At 31.1% G+C, this 18300-nt stretch carries 15 protein-coding genes and 2 pseudogenes; 7 read left to right on the forward strand and 10 right to left on the reverse strand.

The window, feature by feature from the left end:
• Positions 1–63: 63 nt before the first annotated feature.
• The 3 genes from TY13_RS12515 to TY13_RS21190 form a co-directional block, all read right to left on the reverse strand.
• The gene (locus tag TY13_RS12515; protein ID WP_042476458.1) at positions 64–1209 is read right to left on the reverse strand and encodes a hypothetical protein; all 1146 of its coding nucleotides are present in this window, start codon (positions 1207–1209) and stop codon (positions 64–66) included.
• A gap of 518 nt (positions 1210–1727) precedes the next feature.
• Positions 1728–2672 carry a DUF2075 domain-containing protein gene (locus TY13_RS12520; RefSeq protein WP_052344329.1) on the reverse strand — a complete coding sequence of 315 codons (945 nt, stop codon included), beginning with the start codon at positions 2670–2672 and terminating at the stop codon, positions 1728–1730.
• A gap of 17 nt (positions 2673–2689) precedes the next feature.
• On the reverse strand, positions 2690–3163 hold the full coding sequence (locus TY13_RS21190) for a GIY-YIG nuclease family protein (RefSeq protein WP_052344330.1): 474 nt from the start codon (positions 3161–3163) through the stop codon (positions 2690–2692).
• Between the two features lie 471 nt (positions 3164–3634).
• Here TY13_RS21190 and TY13_RS20440 point away from each other — a divergent pair.
• The 3 genes and pseudogenes from TY13_RS20440 to TY13_RS21325 all read left to right on the forward strand — a co-directional run.
• Positions 3635–4962 (forward strand): annotated as a pseudogene (locus tag TY13_RS20440) (IS3 family transposase); the annotation flags it as partial.
• A gap of 121 nt (positions 4963–5083) precedes the next feature.
• Positions 5084–5593 (forward strand): annotated as a pseudogene (locus TY13_RS20205) (transposase); the annotation flags it as partial.
• A 71-nt stretch (positions 5594–5664) separates the two neighbouring features.
• On the forward strand, positions 5665–5880 hold the full coding sequence (locus TY13_RS21325; protein WP_407637728.1) for a transposase: 216 nt from the start codon (positions 5665–5667) through the stop codon (positions 5878–5880).
• Positions 5881–6228: 348 nt separating this feature from the next.
• Here the strand turns inward: TY13_RS21325 and TY13_RS19880 are convergent, their stop codons facing one another.
• From TY13_RS19880 to TY13_RS12560, 3 genes are all read right to left on the reverse strand, one after another.
• On the reverse strand, positions 6229–7224 hold the full coding sequence (locus tag TY13_RS19880; RefSeq protein ID WP_052344331.1) for a DNA-processing protein DprA: 996 nt from the start codon (positions 7222–7224) through the stop codon (positions 6229–6231).
• Positions 7225–7243: 19 nt separating this feature from the next.
• Positions 7244–8968 carry an HAD hydrolase-like protein gene (locus TY13_RS19885; protein WP_052344332.1) on the reverse strand — a complete coding sequence of 575 codons (1725 nt, stop codon included), beginning with the start codon at positions 8966–8968 and terminating at the stop codon, positions 7244–7246.
• A gap of 135 nt (positions 8969–9103) precedes the next feature.
• Entirely contained in the window at positions 9104–10048 is a 945-nt protein-coding gene (locus TY13_RS12560) for a restriction endonuclease (protein ID WP_154661603.1), read from the reverse strand.
• Positions 10049–10701: 653 nt separating this feature from the next.
• Between TY13_RS12560 and dcm the strand changes: the two genes are divergently transcribed.
• Positions 10702–12336, forward strand: a complete 1635-nt coding sequence (gene dcm / locus TY13_RS12565) for a DNA (cytosine-5-)-methyltransferase (protein WP_042476469.1) — start codon at positions 10702–10704, stop codon at positions 12334–12336.
• Between the two features lie 83 nt (positions 12337–12419).
• Here the strand turns inward: dcm and TY13_RS12570 are convergent, their stop codons facing one another.
• Complete coding sequence (locus TY13_RS12570) at positions 12420–13595, reverse strand: MvaI/BcnI family restriction endonuclease (protein ID WP_042476470.1); 1176 nt, start codon at positions 13593–13595, stop codon at positions 12420–12422.
• Between the two features lie 359 nt (positions 13596–13954).
• Between TY13_RS12570 and TY13_RS12575 the strand changes: the two genes are divergently transcribed.
• Positions 13955–14182 carry a hypothetical protein gene (locus tag TY13_RS12575; protein WP_042476473.1) on the forward strand — a complete coding sequence of 76 codons (228 nt, stop codon included), beginning with the start codon at positions 13955–13957 and terminating at the stop codon, positions 14180–14182.
• Between the two features lie 129 nt (positions 14183–14311).
• Here the strand turns inward: TY13_RS12575 and TY13_RS19890 are convergent, their stop codons facing one another.
• Entirely contained in the window at positions 14312–14848 is a 537-nt protein-coding gene (locus tag TY13_RS19890; RefSeq protein ID WP_052344333.1) for a DUF4352 domain-containing protein, read from the reverse strand.
• A gap of 259 nt (positions 14849–15107) precedes the next feature.
• On the reverse strand, positions 15108–15518 hold the full coding sequence (locus tag TY13_RS12585; RefSeq protein ID WP_042476474.1) for a hypothetical protein: 411 nt from the start codon (positions 15516–15518) through the stop codon (positions 15108–15110).
• A gap of 199 nt (positions 15519–15717) precedes the next feature.
• On the opposite strand from TY13_RS12585, the gene TY13_RS12590 reads away from it, so the two are divergent.
• Positions 15718–16059 carry a helix-turn-helix domain-containing protein gene (locus TY13_RS12590; protein WP_042476476.1) on the forward strand — a complete coding sequence of 114 codons (342 nt, stop codon included), beginning with the start codon at positions 15718–15720 and terminating at the stop codon, positions 16057–16059.
• A 109-nt stretch (positions 16060–16168) separates the two neighbouring features.
• A complete protein-coding gene (locus TY13_RS12595) occupies positions 16169–16618 on the forward strand; it encodes a JAB domain-containing protein (RefSeq protein ID WP_042476479.1) in 450 nt (149 codons plus the stop codon).
• A gap of 125 nt (positions 16619–16743) precedes the next feature.
• Here the strand turns inward: TY13_RS12595 and TY13_RS12600 are convergent, their stop codons facing one another.
• Positions 16744–18054, reverse strand: a complete 1311-nt coding sequence (locus TY13_RS12600; RefSeq protein ID WP_042476482.1) for a hypothetical protein — start codon at positions 18052–18054, stop codon at positions 16744–16746.
• Positions 18055–18300 lie beyond the last annotated feature (246 nt).

Consider the following 18300-nt stretch of genomic DNA (forward strand, 5'->3'; position numbering starts at 1 on the left):
TCTATCAGTATCTTATATTAAGGACCACTGGGCAGCTTTTAGTTGAGGTCGAAGTCATTGCAGTTAAATGGACATTTTATGAGCCAACACAATGGCATTTACAGCTAATACAATATCCTTGGCTACCAATTGTTCATTCAGCTTCAAATGAAGTTGCAAGGTAGAAACTGGTAAATTTTTAGTAGAAACAGTGAGCTCTATCTCTTGAGATGAAAGCTCCTTTGCTTGCATAATTTGCAGCCAGGGAATAAAGTCTGGTAATGATTTATCCTCTGAAGGATCTATTTCCATACCATCCTTCCCAATAGGTGAATGTCCATCAAAATATTCAATCATAAGCACAGCAGAAGAGGAGGTACTATCCCTCTTCAATGTCGTGACCTCCTCCAGTTGATGGCGTGAGGTTTTTTTAGAACCGATAACCACATTCCACAAGATCATTAGCAGTGAAGGAATGAGAAAGCCGAGCACCGCCAACCAACCACTGGAGGTTTTTACATAGACGGTAAAAAAGAGGGCTGCAGACAGAATGGCAAGCAACCAGATGTAGAGCTCCTGCCTCCATTTGGACTGACGCTTACTAGATGCTGGAGGAATAGACTGTGCTGGTTGAATTTCCGGAGCGCGCTCAGTTTGAGTTACCATACGTTCTCTCCATCGCAAATGCTCCCCATTCAACATATAAAAGTTTTCAGCTACTTCCTGCCAAACCTTCTCCTGTGAGGGATGAGGCGACTGCCAGAGAGTAACGTACTCTTGAATGTCTTTCAAATAAAGAGTGGGATCCCCCGTGAACGAGAAATATTGCGAAAGTTCCAGATAAATAACAGGAGCAGAATACCGCTGGACATGGGTCGATAAGGTTTCAAGCCACTCATGTACTGGAGCAGCAAGCGAAGGGAAACGAGCCAGCGTACCAGGTAAATTCAGGCGCAACTGTTCTGCAGCATCCTTCCACGTAATCTGCCATTGGAATGCCTCAGAAAAGGATTCCCACTCAGGCAGTTCCTCCATATCCGGTTGATCCATATGGGGCTGAATTTTGCTCCATGCCTGCATAAGCTGCTCGCTATAGCCCTGGAACTGCTCTTGGCTGACCAGACAAAACCATACTGGAGCAAGAAAATTATTCGTCTCGAAAGCTATATTCTCATAATCGACTGAATCTGCATCGGTATTTGTAACGCTCAGAAATGTTCGGTTTCCCATATAAAATCCCCTTCTTCTATCTTCTTTCATTTAAGGTTGAAGTTATTATGTATTTTGTTCTTTTATTCATTTTGAGTCGTTGATATTAGAATTTTATCAACATATGCTTCGTTTATTTTATCTCAATTCAACTTCTTAATTTTAGAAAATAACAAGTTTCCATAGACTAATAAGTAACTATAGTTTCTGGCCTTTTTTAAATATGTAGAAAGTTTTTTTAAATTAGGATATTTCCAATTATTTTTTGAAATTTATTGTTTATTATATTCACTAAGTCCATATCCGTCTCATTTGCAAATAATTTTGCATTAATCCGAACATCTGCTAGCTTATCCTTCATCTTATCTAAATCCTTTTCAACTGCTTCCTCACTCTTTTTCCGTTGAAATAGCTCTAATAATGCACTTGCTTCTAGTGATAAAGAGAGCGTTAGATTCTTAGGATTATGGATTTGCCGCTAGTTACGTTGCTCTTTGGATTTAAAAATATTACCAGTTAATCACTCTAACTCACTCATGCTATTCACCTACTTCTTGATATTCTAAAAGTTTATTACGTAATGCTTCATCACTTGAATAAATGTACAGCCCCTTAATTCCACGCTTCATTAAGATGTTGATCGAATTTAGGACGATTTTTTCCTTTGCTTCATTTACATTTTTAATTCCGTCCATACCTGTATACGCACCTTTATCCATATACTTACTCGTATCAATGATGATTTCATCTTTGGCAGCATCATATTGAACAGATGGCCCAAGCACTACCCCAACATAATTTAAATCAAAGCCTTGTATTGTATAAATTGAGCCGGCCTCATGAACCGTTTCAGCTTTTTCAGCCCACGTATATTTCGTACTTGTTGTATTCCATGGTAGTTGGTATTCACCATTTGATTCCTTCACGTAGTATGTCCCACCGTCTTTTTTATGTATGTAATCAAACGTTGATACAACACGACTTAAACCGTGCTTTGTATTTTTTGCTTTAATTTCATCATGCATGTCTTTCATCGATTCAAACACTTTAAATTCATAGTTTTTATCTTTAGGAAGCGGCATTAATTTTTTACGCTTGAATTCGTTAATCCAATTAATTACGTCATCATTAGCCTGCATGCGGAATTGATTGGTTAACTGATATTCTTCGTGAAGTGTGCTTAATTTTTTGAGCTCTTCTAATATTGCTGCTCCCCATAGACTCTTCAGTTTCAACACTTGATCTTGGTCATAAATGATGACAACTACTTTCGCTAGCTTCAACAGCTCCTCTAAATGATTATTTCCATGGAAGTTATTATAAGTATCTGGCTTTGTTAACAGTAAATGCGCTTCATCAACGAAAATGATATCAGCCTTTTTGTTCTCTTTTTGCAACGTATTAATCAATGATGTAGGCTTTGCAAAGTTTTTCCCTTTTAAATGCTTTACCTGTTTAGCTATATTTTTATACGTTTTAAACATTTCCTCCTGGTTCACAGTTAAATAATTTTCTGTACGATATAAGTTTGAAGATGCTTCTTCAGTTCAATCACATGTAGCTCATTGTCGACTAGCTTTTGTTCATGTAGTTTTTGCCAAAGTTCTTTAAATAATTGTTGATCGTAGTAAGGCTTGTTGTAATAGTTGTGCGTAAAATCACTAGCTGTTTTACTTTTATTTTGAAGTGTGTATTTTTCATCACCTAGAAAGTAGTTAATCAGCTTTGTCTCTAGATGAAAGGTTGCCGAACGATTAAAGTGTTCATGCTTAATCAAATTTACTTGGTTAATATTTTTCCGCGCTTTTAAATGAGCTTTCATACGATTTTTAAAATAAACAGTTTCACCAATATAAGCTTCTTTATTGCCATTTAAAACATAAATAACTGGATAATTTAAATACTGCTCTTTGTTGTTGATTTGATTAATACTTTCTTGTATAAAAGGCCATGTTAGTATTTCGATAGCTTCCATTTCTTTACTCCTTATCATAATACTCTGGTTAAAATCTAAATATAACGTTAACTAATTGCAATTTTGTTTTCATTTTATCATAATTAATCCTTTTTTCACTTGTGATAGATTGCTGATTAAGAGGAACTTACAAAGTTGATATTGAAAGGTTATACAGTGAATAGCAGTATAAAGATGATTGCTTATTGTTATTTGAAGTAGGTGCAAGCTTGAAGGAAATGCAAGATTGTTTAGACCATAGTCACGTACAAACACCAATGAAGATCTATGCATATGTTACTCAAAAAACAAAAGAAGAAGGCACCAATAAATTCTACAGCTTTGTGAGCATATAAATAGAAAATTCTATTCGATAGTAACATCGGGTTGTTGTAATTAACTGCAGTTTAATGCAATAGGCAAAATAAAAACCCTTGGTATGAAGTGTCCACTATTCGGGGTTCAGTTCACAATGTAGGTGCATTTTTTTCTATGTTTAAATATACTGCAGAAGATAAATTAAAAGCAGTTGAGCGTTATTTAAATGGAAGAGAAAGTGCTAATGAAATCGCTAAATTTTTGGAGGCGGATCATAAAGCAATCCTTAAATGGATTAAACAATATGAATACCATGGTGTGGAAGCTTTTTCTCAACCATATACAAATTACACACTAACATTTAAATTGGGTGTACTAAATTTTATGATTGAAAACGGTACGTCCTTAAACGAAACGACAGCGATTTTTAAGATACCTGTCCCTTCAACAATTAGTGTTTGGAGAAAGCAAAATGAAACAAAAGGATTAAATGCCCTTCAATCAAAGAAAAAGGGGCGTCCATCCAAGAAAAAAGAATTCAATAAACAATCGAAACAAGCACCAGTTGAGGGCTCTACCGAAGCACTTGAAGCACGTATTAAACAACTAGAAATGGAAAATAAGTATTTAAAAAAAGTTGAATGCCATAGTTCAACACAAGGAAAAATCACCAAACAAGACACAGAAAAAGTAGTCTATGAGTTAAGGCATAAATATTTGGTGAAAGCTCTTGTAAAACTCGCTGGCATTCCACGAAGTGCGCACTATATTTTAGTAAAATGTATGAATCGACCGGATCCAAATGCCGATTTAAAAGTGGAAATAAAGGCGATTTATGAAGAACATGAAGGGCGTTATGGCTATCGTCGTATTCGTGACGAACTAGCGAATCGTGGACAAAAAGTGAATCATAAAGAAGTGTAACGTATCATGAAAGAGCTTGGTTTAAAATGCTTAGTACGTATGAAAAAATATAAATCCTTTAAAGGAAACGTTGGCAAAATTGCGCCAAATATTTTAGACCGCAATTTTAAAGCAGATGCCCCCAAATAAAAAAAGTAACAGACATTGCGGAATTTAAATTATTTGGTGAGAAACTTTATTTGTCGCCAGTTTTAGATTTATTTAACCGGAAAATTATCACGTATACAATTGGCTCTAGACCAACCTACTCACTTGTTTCAGACATGTTGGACAAAGCGTTCGAACGTTTACCTAAGCACCACCACCTACTTATGCATTCCGATCAAGGCTGGCACTATCAAATGAAGAAGTATCGTCGCTCCTTAGAATCAAAAAGGATTTTTCAAAGTATGTCTCGTAAAGGACACTGTTATGACAACTCTGTCATGGAAAACTTCTTTGGAATTATGAAATCAGAATTCCTTTACATGAGAGAATTTAAAAGTATAAAGCATTTTAAAATAGAATTAGAAAAATATATCAATTACTATAATACGAAACGGATTAAGGCAAAATTAAAAACGAGTTCAGTGCAATACGAGGACACTGAAAAAGTCCACAAGATGACAAAAGCGATTGTGAGAACGGATTTACGTTTTCACAATCGCTTTTTCTTTCATTATAGTATAATAAGAAAAACTTACTAGAGGTGGTGGGACCATGATTTCCAAACAAGAAACATTAAATTTAAGTCCTTATATGGCATTGTATGAGTTAATCATTCCGAAAGATAATATGCTTCGCCAAATCAATGAACTCGTTGATTTTTCATTTATTTTAGACGAACTAAAATCAAAGTATTGTTTGGATAATGGTAGAAATGCTATTCCACCTATTCGTATGTTCAAATATTTACTGTTAAAAGCGATACATGATCTGTCGGATGCCAATCTAATTGAACGTTCAAAATACGATATGTCCTTCAAATATTTTTTAGATATGGCACCTGAAGAAGATGTCATAGATTCAAGTTCCCTGACAAAATTCCGTCGTCTTCGCCTTCAAGACATGAATTTATTAGATTTATTGATTGGTAAGACAGTTGAAATTGCGTTAGAGAGAGGTCTTATCACGAGTAAAACGATTATTGTTGATGCGACACATACAAAAGCCCGTTACAATCAAAAATCACCGAAAGAATTTTTACAAGAAAAATCTAAAAATGTAAAACATAAACAATTCACAAAGGGTTCTATAAAGAAGGATCAAAAAGTAAAACATACTCTATCAGAGTTAAATCTATGGAACATAAGGAGCAAATTCGTCTTCAAGAAACAGATGAATTCAAAACCCTTTCGAAAAAACGTTATAAAATTGAAGCAAAAAATAGTAAAATTAAAAACCCACATGGTTATAAAACAGCAAAATCAGTGGGTCTATTTGGTATGGAAATTCAAGGTGCAACAACGATATTTGCGGTGAATCTCAAACGGATATTAAAACTTCTAAACGAGTAAAAGTAGGAAAGGAAAGAAGGCACATTCTGTTCAAATCGAACGGAATGTGCCTTCTTTTTGTCTAAAAAACCAAGAGTTATAAAAAACGTAAGTTTTTCAGTGTCCTCGTGCAATACCGAACTCGTTTTACCCAAGCTACCTAATGAAATAACCGTGTCTAACTTATAGGGGTCACTTCAATAACACAAGGGTTTTGACATTCATTGAGTCTCATTGAAATCGTATTATGGAGACGGCGGGAGTCGAACCAATCGTCTCTAAGTATTGATATATCAATAGCTGCGGGGGCAATTGATTTTTTTGACTACGTTTTTGACTACGTTTATTAGTATAAATTTTAATTAAGACTTAAAATAACGTTCCCTGATCATACAATGTTGTTTCAAATACTCTAGGTATTTTTTTACTTTTCAATTTCTCTGTATAATTTAAAAATTGTTCCTTTATTTCTCCCATTTTTAAAATAATTATCTTATAGTCTTCTGGTTGATTAAGTACAATTACTCCATCTTCTTTAATTAATTCTAAATTTCCTTGACTTGCAACTTGTTCCTTATCAACTTCTAATACTACTGGTGTAAATAAAATCCTTTTTTGTTCCCTAGTAAATTGAATAGTATGCTGTGTCCCGCTTTTTATTGGTGTTTGAACCGGGCATACCCCTAAAGATAAGCCACTTTGAATCCTGTCTCGTTTAACAAAACTTCCTTTTCCTACAGGCTGTCCTATCCCAGTTTCTGATAGTAATAATCCTCTATTTTTGATGATTTTTTCAGCTAGGTTTTTATTTTTTGCTGGATAGATTTTAGATAAATCCCCAGCCAAAACAGCTATAGTACGTCCTTCTTTTACCCTTAAAGCGCCTTCGTGACCTGCTGTATCAATTCCTAATGCTAATCCACTAACAATTGTATATCCCATTTCTGCAAAAGTTGCAGCTATTTTTCTACTAGAATTTTCTCCTGTAGGTGTAGGTTCACGTGTTCCTACAACTGCAACCATATCAAGATCTTTCAATAATTCAATGTTACCTTTTGCATATAGAATAGCTGGAGGATCTTTTATAAAGCGTAAAGAAATAGGATAATACTCGCTATCAATAGTGATAACTTCTATTTCATTTATCCTTTGTAATTCCAAAATATTCAATGCTTTTTCACGAGCTTGCTGAATACTCTCTTCATCTAATAAATATTTTTTTATAGATGGCTTTAACGTTTGAAGAAAAGATCGATTGTTTATTAAATTAAAATCTGTGTATGGATGCTGAAAGTACAATTCTTTTACGGCAATATTCCCAACACCTTTTATACAGCTAAAGGTTAACCAAAAAAGGTTATTCATACAAACACTCTCCATTTAATTAAGAACTAGTTATAAGCCCCTCTAAAGTATCAATTATCTCATCAAGATTATTATTCTTAATTATATAAGCCGCCATTTTCGCAGCATGGCTAGCATCTAAATCAACTTGCTCATTGCCAATAGTTAAAACATCTGTTGGGTCAACTCCCAATTTATATGCACAACTAATAAACGGATCTGGGAAAGGTTTAGTTCTAAAACAACTATATCTTGTAATTAAAACATCATAATCATAATTGTATAAACTTAAAATTTTCTCAGCATATGCTTTTTTAGCACGAGTAACAATTCCTATTTTAATTCCATTGTTTTTTAATTTTGCTAGAATCTCTGAGGAAATTAATTCTCTAGAATTTCCAATTATAAAACGTTCATCACTACTAGTAAAAAAACTTTTAAATCTTATTGTTTCCAGACTATCAGTTTGAATTAATGTGTTATCCAAATCAAAAATAACTGCTTTTGCTCGGCTAAAATCCTGTGAAAAATATCCATATGAATCTGTATGATTCCAATAATTATTTTGTTCTATATATTCGTTAAATATCTCTTTATAATTCCGAGATCTTCCACCAGTTATTTTTTTAATCCAAAAATTTATCCCACTAGCATTATTAAATCTAGGGACATATTCATCTCCATTTTCAGAAATAAAGCCCTTCAGAAGATATTGTTCTGCTGGACAAGCTTGTGTATGAGCAATCGGTACTACTGTTACTTTAGTTGCTCCAGCCTCTAACAACTTTCTTACACACTCACTTGTAGTAACTCCCGTGGTGTAAATATCATCTAATAAAATTATATGCCCTTCAACTTCTGCTGTACAATCAAAAGCACCTTTTACACAATTATATTTTTCTTCATATGTTCTGTATTGTTTTGGGGTTTCATAATCATCTATTGTTTCTAGAATATTAAAATCTAAAGGAATATCTCCTGTGTAGAAATCTTCAAAACCAAAAAAACGGTGTTGCTGGTTAGGTCTAGGTGGTATGGCTGTAATTAATGTTATATCCTCAATATTAGATAATACTTCTAAAAGCAGTTTATTAAAAAGAACAAAGATAGCTTTTCTAGCCCCCCGTACCTCTCCATTTACTTCAAATTTAAATTCTTTTAAGCTCCTACTTAATAAGTGGATATATTGCCTATTATCAGCTACTTTAAACGATCTTCCTGCAAATACTACTTCATATTGTGTATTTGTAATACGGTTATTATCTTCGAATGTGTAGTACGTATACGGTAAAGACTGTGCATTAGGCAAACCAATTCGTTCCATAAAATATGAACTACCATTGAAATCTTTATAAACAAAATCTATAAAATCTTCTATTCCCCATATTTCATCAGGCATATGTTCATGCTGTAGAAGATTATTATCCCCTTCAGTTTCTATATAAATAGTAGAAAAATTTAGTTCAGTCCAGGATTTGATTCTATCTGTATTCGTAGTAATTACGATGGCTTCAAACTCCCCTGATTCCATTTCTTCATGAATAAATCTTGAAGAAAATATTTCTATAGAATCAAAGCTATTACAAATATAGGCAAACTGTACATTGGATACTTCAATATCAATGTCACAAAAAAGTAAATATGGCTTTTTTTCTAGCAAATCAGCTATAGCTTGTTTGTTAATTGGACTATTTATCCAATCCGTTGAACCTGTAAAGTCTGCTATAATATAAGAATTTCTAATGTCTTTATTTAGCAATAACATTTAAACCCACCCCTTTTAAAATGTAGTTATATATAGTTTAACTATTATATTTAAAATGGTATAGGTGGATAATTTTGATTTTTATTGCAATTAAATCTGAATATTATTAAATAATTATTATATTAGGAACCTCTCTTAAATCTCAACCTTTTCTTTCATTGTTATCACATCTATATATATTTTCCCCATAGTTTGCGCAGCTTTAATTTTATTATCTAATAGTTCATTTAATGTATACAATCCTTCCATAACATACATTAAATCCGCTCCATCTATTAATATAGTATTAAGTGTTTTTCCTCGCACAAGCGCTTTTATCGATTCAACTGAAAATCCATTCACAGATATAAATATGCCTCTTCCGTAGAGTTTCCCCTCTACTTTATAAGCAAAATGATAAAGTGCATTAGATGCAATTGATGTATCTTGCCATTTTGCTTCTATAATATAATTTTCACCATCATACTTTATCGTTCCATCAATTTGTTCGCCAATTAACTTTATAGAATCAGAAATTTGAATAGACTCTTTTATTAATAATTTCCTAATTAATTCCTCAAACAAATAGCCCCTCTTCTGTAATGATATAGGTTTATTAAATTCATCTTTACCTTGATACAAACTGAGATATTGCTTTTTTAGAATTTCTAAAGTATTTTTACTTTTTAATGCTTCTTTGTATTTACTTTCACGACTTTCAATTTGTTGTTTTATCTTGGCATCTCTTATCTCTTGTAATTGTCTTAGATGATTTATATTTCTTAACGCTTGAGCCTTATCCAATTTTTTAAGTGTTTCAAAATAGTAAGGATCATAATGATTCCATTGCAATAAAGCTTGTAAAATAGCTCGAAATTGCCCAAGCCCTCCATCATTTCTATTATTAAGATTTTCAAAAATACAATCAATTATTTTTGATCTGCTCAAATTTAGCTCTTCGTACTTCAGAGCATGCTTCAAATCTTGTTTCGTACAACCATTATTCACAAAAAATGAGATAATATCTTTTTTCGGCCAAAAAATAGATAATATACATGTTCTCATAGAATCGGTAATATCTTTAGGAAACGAATCCGCCACTTGAAATAGCCTCCTCTTATTTAAGTATTAAATATTTCAATGAAATTAGAGAACTAGCCATAATGCCAATTATGTGTAGCACTCATAACTAAGTCCACTTCAAAGTTCTATACCGATATATAAAAACTATTATTTTACACTTATTTATAATATAACACAACAACTATAATAGTTTTTATATTACTGGAATGGCAACATAATTAGGAAAATTTTATGATGGAAAAATGGCTCTTTTCAAGTATAACAAACATACAAGGAACCACTACCGACTCTTTCCAAATTATTATGTCCAATTATTTCATGGGAAATTAAACTATTTTAAATATATATTATTATGGTGAAGTTACAAGTAAAAAGGAATTTCTAACACAAAGCTCCTAGTATATTTTCAAATAAATTTGATTTACTTTAACTTTTTCTTTATACAAAAAAGGAGGTATACAATTATTAGAATCTTTCATCTTTTTAAATAAAAGTTAGTCTGTAAAAGTAAATTAATCAAATATCATTGACTTTCTACATTCAGATGATAAATGGTATACTAACAAAATGAATTTTATAAATTAGTTCTAATTTCCCTTTTTATCTTCTAATAGTACAAAAGCCTGGTTTTTATCATTAAAATATGTTAATTTATTATTGAGGTGGATTATATGTACGCAATAGATTTATTCTGTGGTGCAGGTGGCTTTAGTGAAGGTATTCTGCAAGCAGGTTTCCATATAGTTTTTTCGAGTGATAAAAGTCCATATGTTCAAAGCACATATATGAACAGACATGAGCAACTCGGATTAATTCAGGATAACAATACACATTTCGAACGTTCTGATATTAATGATTTACAAGGTGAATTTATTTTGGAAAGTGTAAATAGATTACCTTATTTTACTGAAAGAAATATTAATTTTCAACAGGGAGATATCGATGCTATTTTTGGTGGACCACCATGTCAGGGATTCAGCATTGCAGGTCGAAGAGATGTGAATGATCCAAGAAATATGTTATTTAGAGAGTATCTTCGGATTATTGAATATATTCAACCTAAATATATTGTAATGGAGAACGTTACAGGGTTTATGAGTATGCAAATAAATCCTAATTTTGAAAGCTTTCACGGAATTAATTATGCAGATAATGAACTAATTTCAAATGTAGTTAGAAGTGAAATAGAGAGATTTGGCTATAATGTATTGGAACCGTGCATTTTAGATTCTTCAGAGTATGGTGTACCACAAAAAAGGCAACGGGTAATTTTCCTAGCATATAGAGAAGATATGCCACCTATCAATTATCCAATCCCTACTACTCCTAACCCAGATGAAAAAATTACAATTGCTGAAGCTCTTGCAGGTATAAGTATGCAAACTACTGAAGTTGATTATATGAATAATTCTATGAATGGGAGAACTCCTCATTTTGAAACAAACATTCCAATTGCTCATCATGTCCGTCAACACAACATAGAGGAAGCTACTCATAGTGAAATAATAAGAGAAAGATTTTCTTTATTTAACCAAGGTGAATCTGTAAGCACTCTGAAGACAAGACTCAGGAACTTAAAAATTTCAAAGCAATTAGTGTTAAATTTCAATAATTATCCTAATTTGTTACGCGAAACTACTTTTAATATTAATAAAAACGAAAATATGAATATATTAAGAAACTTTTTATCTGAACGTAACATAACTTTGGAGAACAAACATCACGTAAGTATTTACAAAAAAATAATAAAATTTTGGGGTTTTGATATTAATTCATCTAGATATATGACTGAATTGAAAAAAGCAATTGATACTACAATTTTAGATACAGCCACTTTCACTGAACTCTTATTAACAGCTAGAAATAATTTTAACACTGGGATTACGGAAAACCACTTAATACATTGGTTTGAAAATAATGAACCAATTGAATTCACAGACATTATTCAGGAAAGATTTATTTTAGGAAATAGAAATGATATGACGTGGGATGAACTTTGGAATGCCTTACTAACAAATAAAAATACAAGAAGTAGATTAGATGCTAATCGACCAGGTCCAACAATGGTTACATTACCAGATGATTTTATTCACCCTACGCTTAATAAAATATTAAATGTCCGAGAAATGGCAAGAATTCAATCATTTGACGATAGCTTTGAATTTTTGGGCAAACGTACCACTGGAGGAACAAAGAGAACTGAGGAAGTCCCTCAATTTACTCAAGTCGGAAATGCAGTGCCCCCTCTAATGGCTGCTGCAATTGCCAATGAAGTTGCAAAAGCTTTAAATCCAATAGGTAATTAAAAATGTATCAATTTAACTTAATTTTAGTAAATAGGAAAAGACAGAAATGTTATTACATATAACACTTCTGTCTTTTCTTTATATTATAGGTCTACAAACTCCGTTGAGCTAAATAGCAAATTCCGATATTTTGGCTTAATTCTGAAACAGTGACCTTTATCTTTATACCCTGTTCCATCTTCTCTTACTCTCCCTCGCCAGTCATAAGTAATATATCCTTGCGAAATCAATAATAAAAATGATGAGAAAATTGGTTTTTGTGTGTAAACAGCTTCATTGTAATGATAATAAATTTTACCATCAATAAGCTGCTCCTCTGCTAGTACCCATAAAGTAGAAGGGTGTTTTGCTTTTAAACGTTGTTCTAACTCATCTAAATGCCATATACAAGTTTCTACGTGGTATCCCTTACCATCAATATAGTATTGAGATAATTTATTTTGCTCTTCATCCACTTTTAAATATAATTTTTGATTATTTGGTTTATTGGATACTGTAACATATAGATCTATAAACCCTTCATATTTACTTGAAGTATATCCAAAATTTTTAATCATCATAGGAGAAGAGCTGACTAGACTAGAAGACCAATCTGGAATCATGGAAAATAATGTATCACTTGTTTTCATGTTTTTCCGTTTTGCTTTTAATTCAATACTCTCCTTAAAATCAGCAGTTTTAATTGAATTCGGTAATATACCAAGCTCACGCTCCAATGTATCACCAACATCTTTGGGATTAGACTTTTCTGGCGATACACTTAAAACAGGTCCATTATGTTTCAAAGTTTTAATTAACTCGAAAAGCTCATCTTTAATTTCATTTTGGTCATTCTTGAAGAATTGCTTAATAAGTCCTATATTAAAAGTATCACCAGTTAACGGTATAATAACCAATTGATTATTATACGTTGTAAGATAAATTAAATCTTCAGCATTTGTTAACTTTTTCAAACCATAGACCCAAAACCGTGGGTCTCCATTCTTCGTTTCAGGTCGATAAAAACTACAATTAAATGTATAAACTTCATCTGAAATTAATACTACTTCTTGCATAATTTTATTTGCAGTACCTTTATCAATTGTGCCATAATCAATAACAGAACCATTTTTTAAAACTTTACGAATAGGCTGTCCTGCATCAATAATTGATTTGTGTAGCATAGTGGGGGTTAGACGAACCAATGCATACTCTTGAACATGGCATTTTGTAATTAGTTCAAGAAGCTTTAGTTCTTCTTTGTCTGGTGTAAAATCCATTTTAATTCCTTCTTCCATTTATTATTCCGTCAATTTTTGTGGGTTCACAAAAAATATTCATAGGGGTTTTTCCGCCAAAAAACCCTTCAATAACGGTTAATCACATGTTATCACATTACATTTCGAGTTGTAAAACATAAAATCATAAAGTTGAATAAATGGTTCTTTATACCCTAATCAATAGCGCTCAAATATTTTCATTTCAATAAACATTTGGCAATACACATTTACTAGGAAAAATTAAAAATATATATTTCCATACAAGGTGTTCCCATTTCGAAAATGATAAACTATTATAACTAGTTTAGTTAATAATATAGATACTAATAAAACTAAATGAATTGAAAGGATGAGTATAAATGAAAAAATATGTACAACAAATGTGGATGATACATGATACATTGTTTATAAATAAAGAAGATGCATTAAATATTGAAGATGGAAAAGAAACGGTAAAGAAAGTATACGTGGGAGTGGACGCAGGGATTGATTTAGATTTACAGCAAGAAAGTTCTGATTTCTTTGGAAGATGGATTTTTCAAACAGAATCTGAGGCACAACAAGAAGTTAACGAATTTAATCAATAAAATCCCAATGAAAGCCTAAGGCATAAGTAAAAATACAATGAATTATGAAAATAGAAACGCATGTAAATTAAGTTCAAGAGGCTTAATTTACATGCGTTTATTTTTTGATAAACTGTATTTCTATGACTATTACATTTCAATTTCAATTTCAATCGTAATAGAATCAGGATTATCGAATGTTGTTGGTGTCCATATCAACTCATATTTATCGCTTACAGGTACATCAAAGAAAATTTTTCCCTCACCCCGTTTTCCTGCATCCATATATGCTTCCAATGAATTTTCATCATATGCGTGATAATAGCTAGTTGCAGTACCCGACTCATCATATACTTTAAATTGTATATCTTCTACATAATGACGTTTATCTGTATTATTTTTTGTATCTACATGAATTGTTAGCACTTTCCCTCGATCTGGTGCAATATACTGGTTTGGTTCTGTAAATTCAGCTTTTGTCACAGTCATTTCTAAACCTCTATAATTGACGACCTCACCTACTTTAAATTTTCTATTTATAAAGTCTTCTGCTTGCTCTTCCTGCAAGTCTGTATTTTGATTATCATCTACAGATTCCTCTGGGGAAGGTACTAATATTAATAATGCTATAATTCCTAAAATAAAAACACCAAATAGCACTCCTAATATTTTCAATATTTTTTTCATACATCTCTCTCCATTTCTCTGTTTTATTGGGAAATAATTAATACAGTAAACGTAAACTGGATTAAATTCCCATAACCCCAATTTAATCTAGTTTTGTATTATATGAACCTAATTAATATTTATAGTATATATAAATATTAATTTAATATCAATAGTATAAAATAACTTCTATATAAATGACCCCTTGTAAGGAGAATATTCTCCTTACAAGGGGTCTATAATATCTTAAAATAATTAAATAACTGCCTATAAATATAATTTATTCATCTAATGTCTTTAACCAATTTTGTATAGTTGTATTTTCCTGTACAAAATCTGATTCCATAATAGAAGGTACTTTCTCATATAACAAGTTCATATAAGAATAATCGTAGTTACTTACCTCTTGCTCAATTACGTATTGGAAAAAAAAGCTTAAATCCATACATAACATTATTACTAAAATAGGTATAACATAATATTTTTTTAACTCTACTCCCATCTTTTTAACTACTACAAGAAAAATAACCATCACTATAGTTGAAAAGAGTGCCCCAATTGAAAATGTTATTACAAAAATTAAAAATTTAAAAAGTGCATTACTATTTTTGAATATAACTAACGTAATAATTAAAGCCAGTATTAATCCAATTGACGTTTTTATTAATCCAAATATCTCCATCAAAGTCATGTAACATCCTCCATATAAAATGTAATACTGCTAACTTTACACTATCCCCCTTTCTTTTATCATAATTATCTATATGTGTAGGCTAATTATATCACCCAAAATATTTATAGTATATATTACATACAAATAAATATTATTAGTATATAGAAATCATTAAGTCTTCCTAATAGGGTTATCTTAGAAGGAGGAGTGAACTGAAATGGATGATTTAATCAAGTCAGTTGGAATACACATTCGCATGTTAAGAAAAAGTAAGAATCTTAGTCAAGAAGAACTTGCTTTTAAAGCCAGTGTTCATCCCACCTATATTGGGCAAGTTGAACGTGGAGAAAAAAACCTAACAATCTCTAGCCTTCATCAAATCACAAACGCATTAGAAATTGATCTTGGGGAATTTTTTTCAGTAATTGAATCAAACTATACTTCTACTGAAAATTTACCATATAGATTAATTATTGAATTACTATCTGATGTAAATATAAATGAGCAACAACAGTTGTACACAATTTTTAAACAAATTATTGAATGGAGAAAAAATTAAGAAGCCCCCTATCATGGAGGGCTTCTTTAAGTAAATAAAACGTTTTATATGAAATTTCGATTATATATTATTCTCGTGTGCTTTTATTTTATTGATAGGAGGAAAATATATGAATCAATCAGCCAAACGAGTAAACATTGTTCAGGTTAAATTAGTGCGTGAAAAATCATTACTGTATAAAGAAAGGCACATTAGAAGTCCTGATGATGCTTATAATTTAATTAGCGAATTTCTAGGCGATGTTGACCGAGAACACTTTATAGTTATGTGTCTAGATACCAAAAATCAACCCACATGCATTCAAATTGTTCATATAGGTAGCCTAAATGCCAGTATAGTTCATCCGCGCGAGGTGCTGAAAATTGCAATTCTGAGTAATGCTGCATCTATTTTAGTTGTTCATAATCACCCCAGCAATATCTGTGATCCTAGTCCTGAAGATCTAGAAGTAACTGAAAGGTTAAAAAAAGCATGTAATATTTTAGGGATTGATTTGATGGATCACCTAATCATCTGTACTAACAATTTCAAATCTCTAAAAGAAATTGGTGTTATATAAGGAGGTGAAATCAATTGTTTAAAAAAGTATTTATTCCATTAATTACTACAGTTGCAATAGAAGTAATAGAAAGTACCATTAAGAAAAAATAACACTCGTAAAGAACTAGGATACCACTCTACATCCTAGTTCTTTCGAACAAATGCATCGTATACCGCTAAATAGTTATAAAAATAAAATTCTTTCCACATTAAATCCTTTGTACTCTGGGCTTTTTCGTTTATTTTTTTTATTTTTTGTTCAAATTTCTTCAAATGGCTTTCATAAGGGTCCTCTTTGATTAATTCATCATAGATAAAATGTTCTCTCGATTTTTCTTCCTGTGAGCTTGATACATTACTTATTACATTTCCTAAATCTTCTAAGCATTTGTTATATATGTTACTATGAGCTTTATATAACATTTCCCCATCCATTATTTTGTTATCAAAGGAAACTTTAATTAATAATTCTTTAGTTAAAATACCATTATAATTGACTAAATCAATGCTATCTCTACACAAATTTTTAATAATATTATAGAAAACATTAGATTTTTTTGTGTATTCTTTTAGAGGATATATGCTAAAGTTTTTAGCTATTCTTGATTTTTTAGCAAGCACATTTGTTATAATATTCAAATCATACAATTTTGTACTATTATTGAAAAAATAAAAATTCAATGATTTATTATATTTGAACTTTTTTTCATTAAGCTTTGAAATATAATAATTCATTAATTGTTGACTATCCACTATTAATTGGTTATCTATTTTATAATTAACCAATTTTGGGTAACCATCTGATATATTATACAATACTTCTTTTACAGATACTTCAAGTGGTCTTTCAAATAAAATTGAATAATATATTTTGCTATTAGCTAAAATAGCAGAATGAAAATAAATTAAATCTTTCGTATATTTGTGGTTGATATTTTTAGGATAATCATGCAACTTATCAATTATTGTGTATTCCTGAGACTCGTCGGCGAAATCCTTTATTGTGATGCCTAATTCTGCCTTCCAGTTCTCATAACTATAAAATAATTCACTAGCATTTTTTTTAGCATCTTTATTCATTTTATTTGTCAAATCTTCCACTGTTTTGGCTAACAACGAAACCTTCACATCAGCTTCTAGGTATCTTACAAACTTATTATAAAGCTTCTTTTTTCCTCCTAGAATTATATTAATTATATCTTTTAAATCATCATCTATATCTTTTAAAATCCACCCTTTTTCTTCACAAAAACCCCAAATAAAGTATGCACTTTCACTATTTCCTATTTTTGACAAAAAATCAAAAACTAACGTTTCGCATTCTTCTTCCCAACTCCAAGATTGAATAGGATTCCACTTAATTTCATATTCTGTTTCTAATATATGTACTACTTTTTCGACAATTAAATTTGCCACCTCATCAGTAAATACCTCTATGTTTTTATTTTCATTCATTCAAATTCCCCCTTGTGTTCAAATTGTTCACGATGTTCCAATAACATTTTTTAAGTAACCATAATAAAATAACTATATTCAATATAAGTTATTATTTTTGTTAGTTAATTCTACTATGAACACTTTGAACATGCCACATCCACATGAATACTTATTTGTCAAGGGTTCTCATTTTTTAAAAAATAAAAATTTTTTTCAAAAGCAAAACATTCAAAACAACTAAAAAGTCCTTTAAATTTTATAACG

Source organism: Bacillus ndiopicus (assembly GCF_000612805.1).
GTDB lineage: Bacteria > Bacillota > Bacilli > Bacillales_A > Planococcaceae > Metasolibacillus > Metasolibacillus ndiopicus.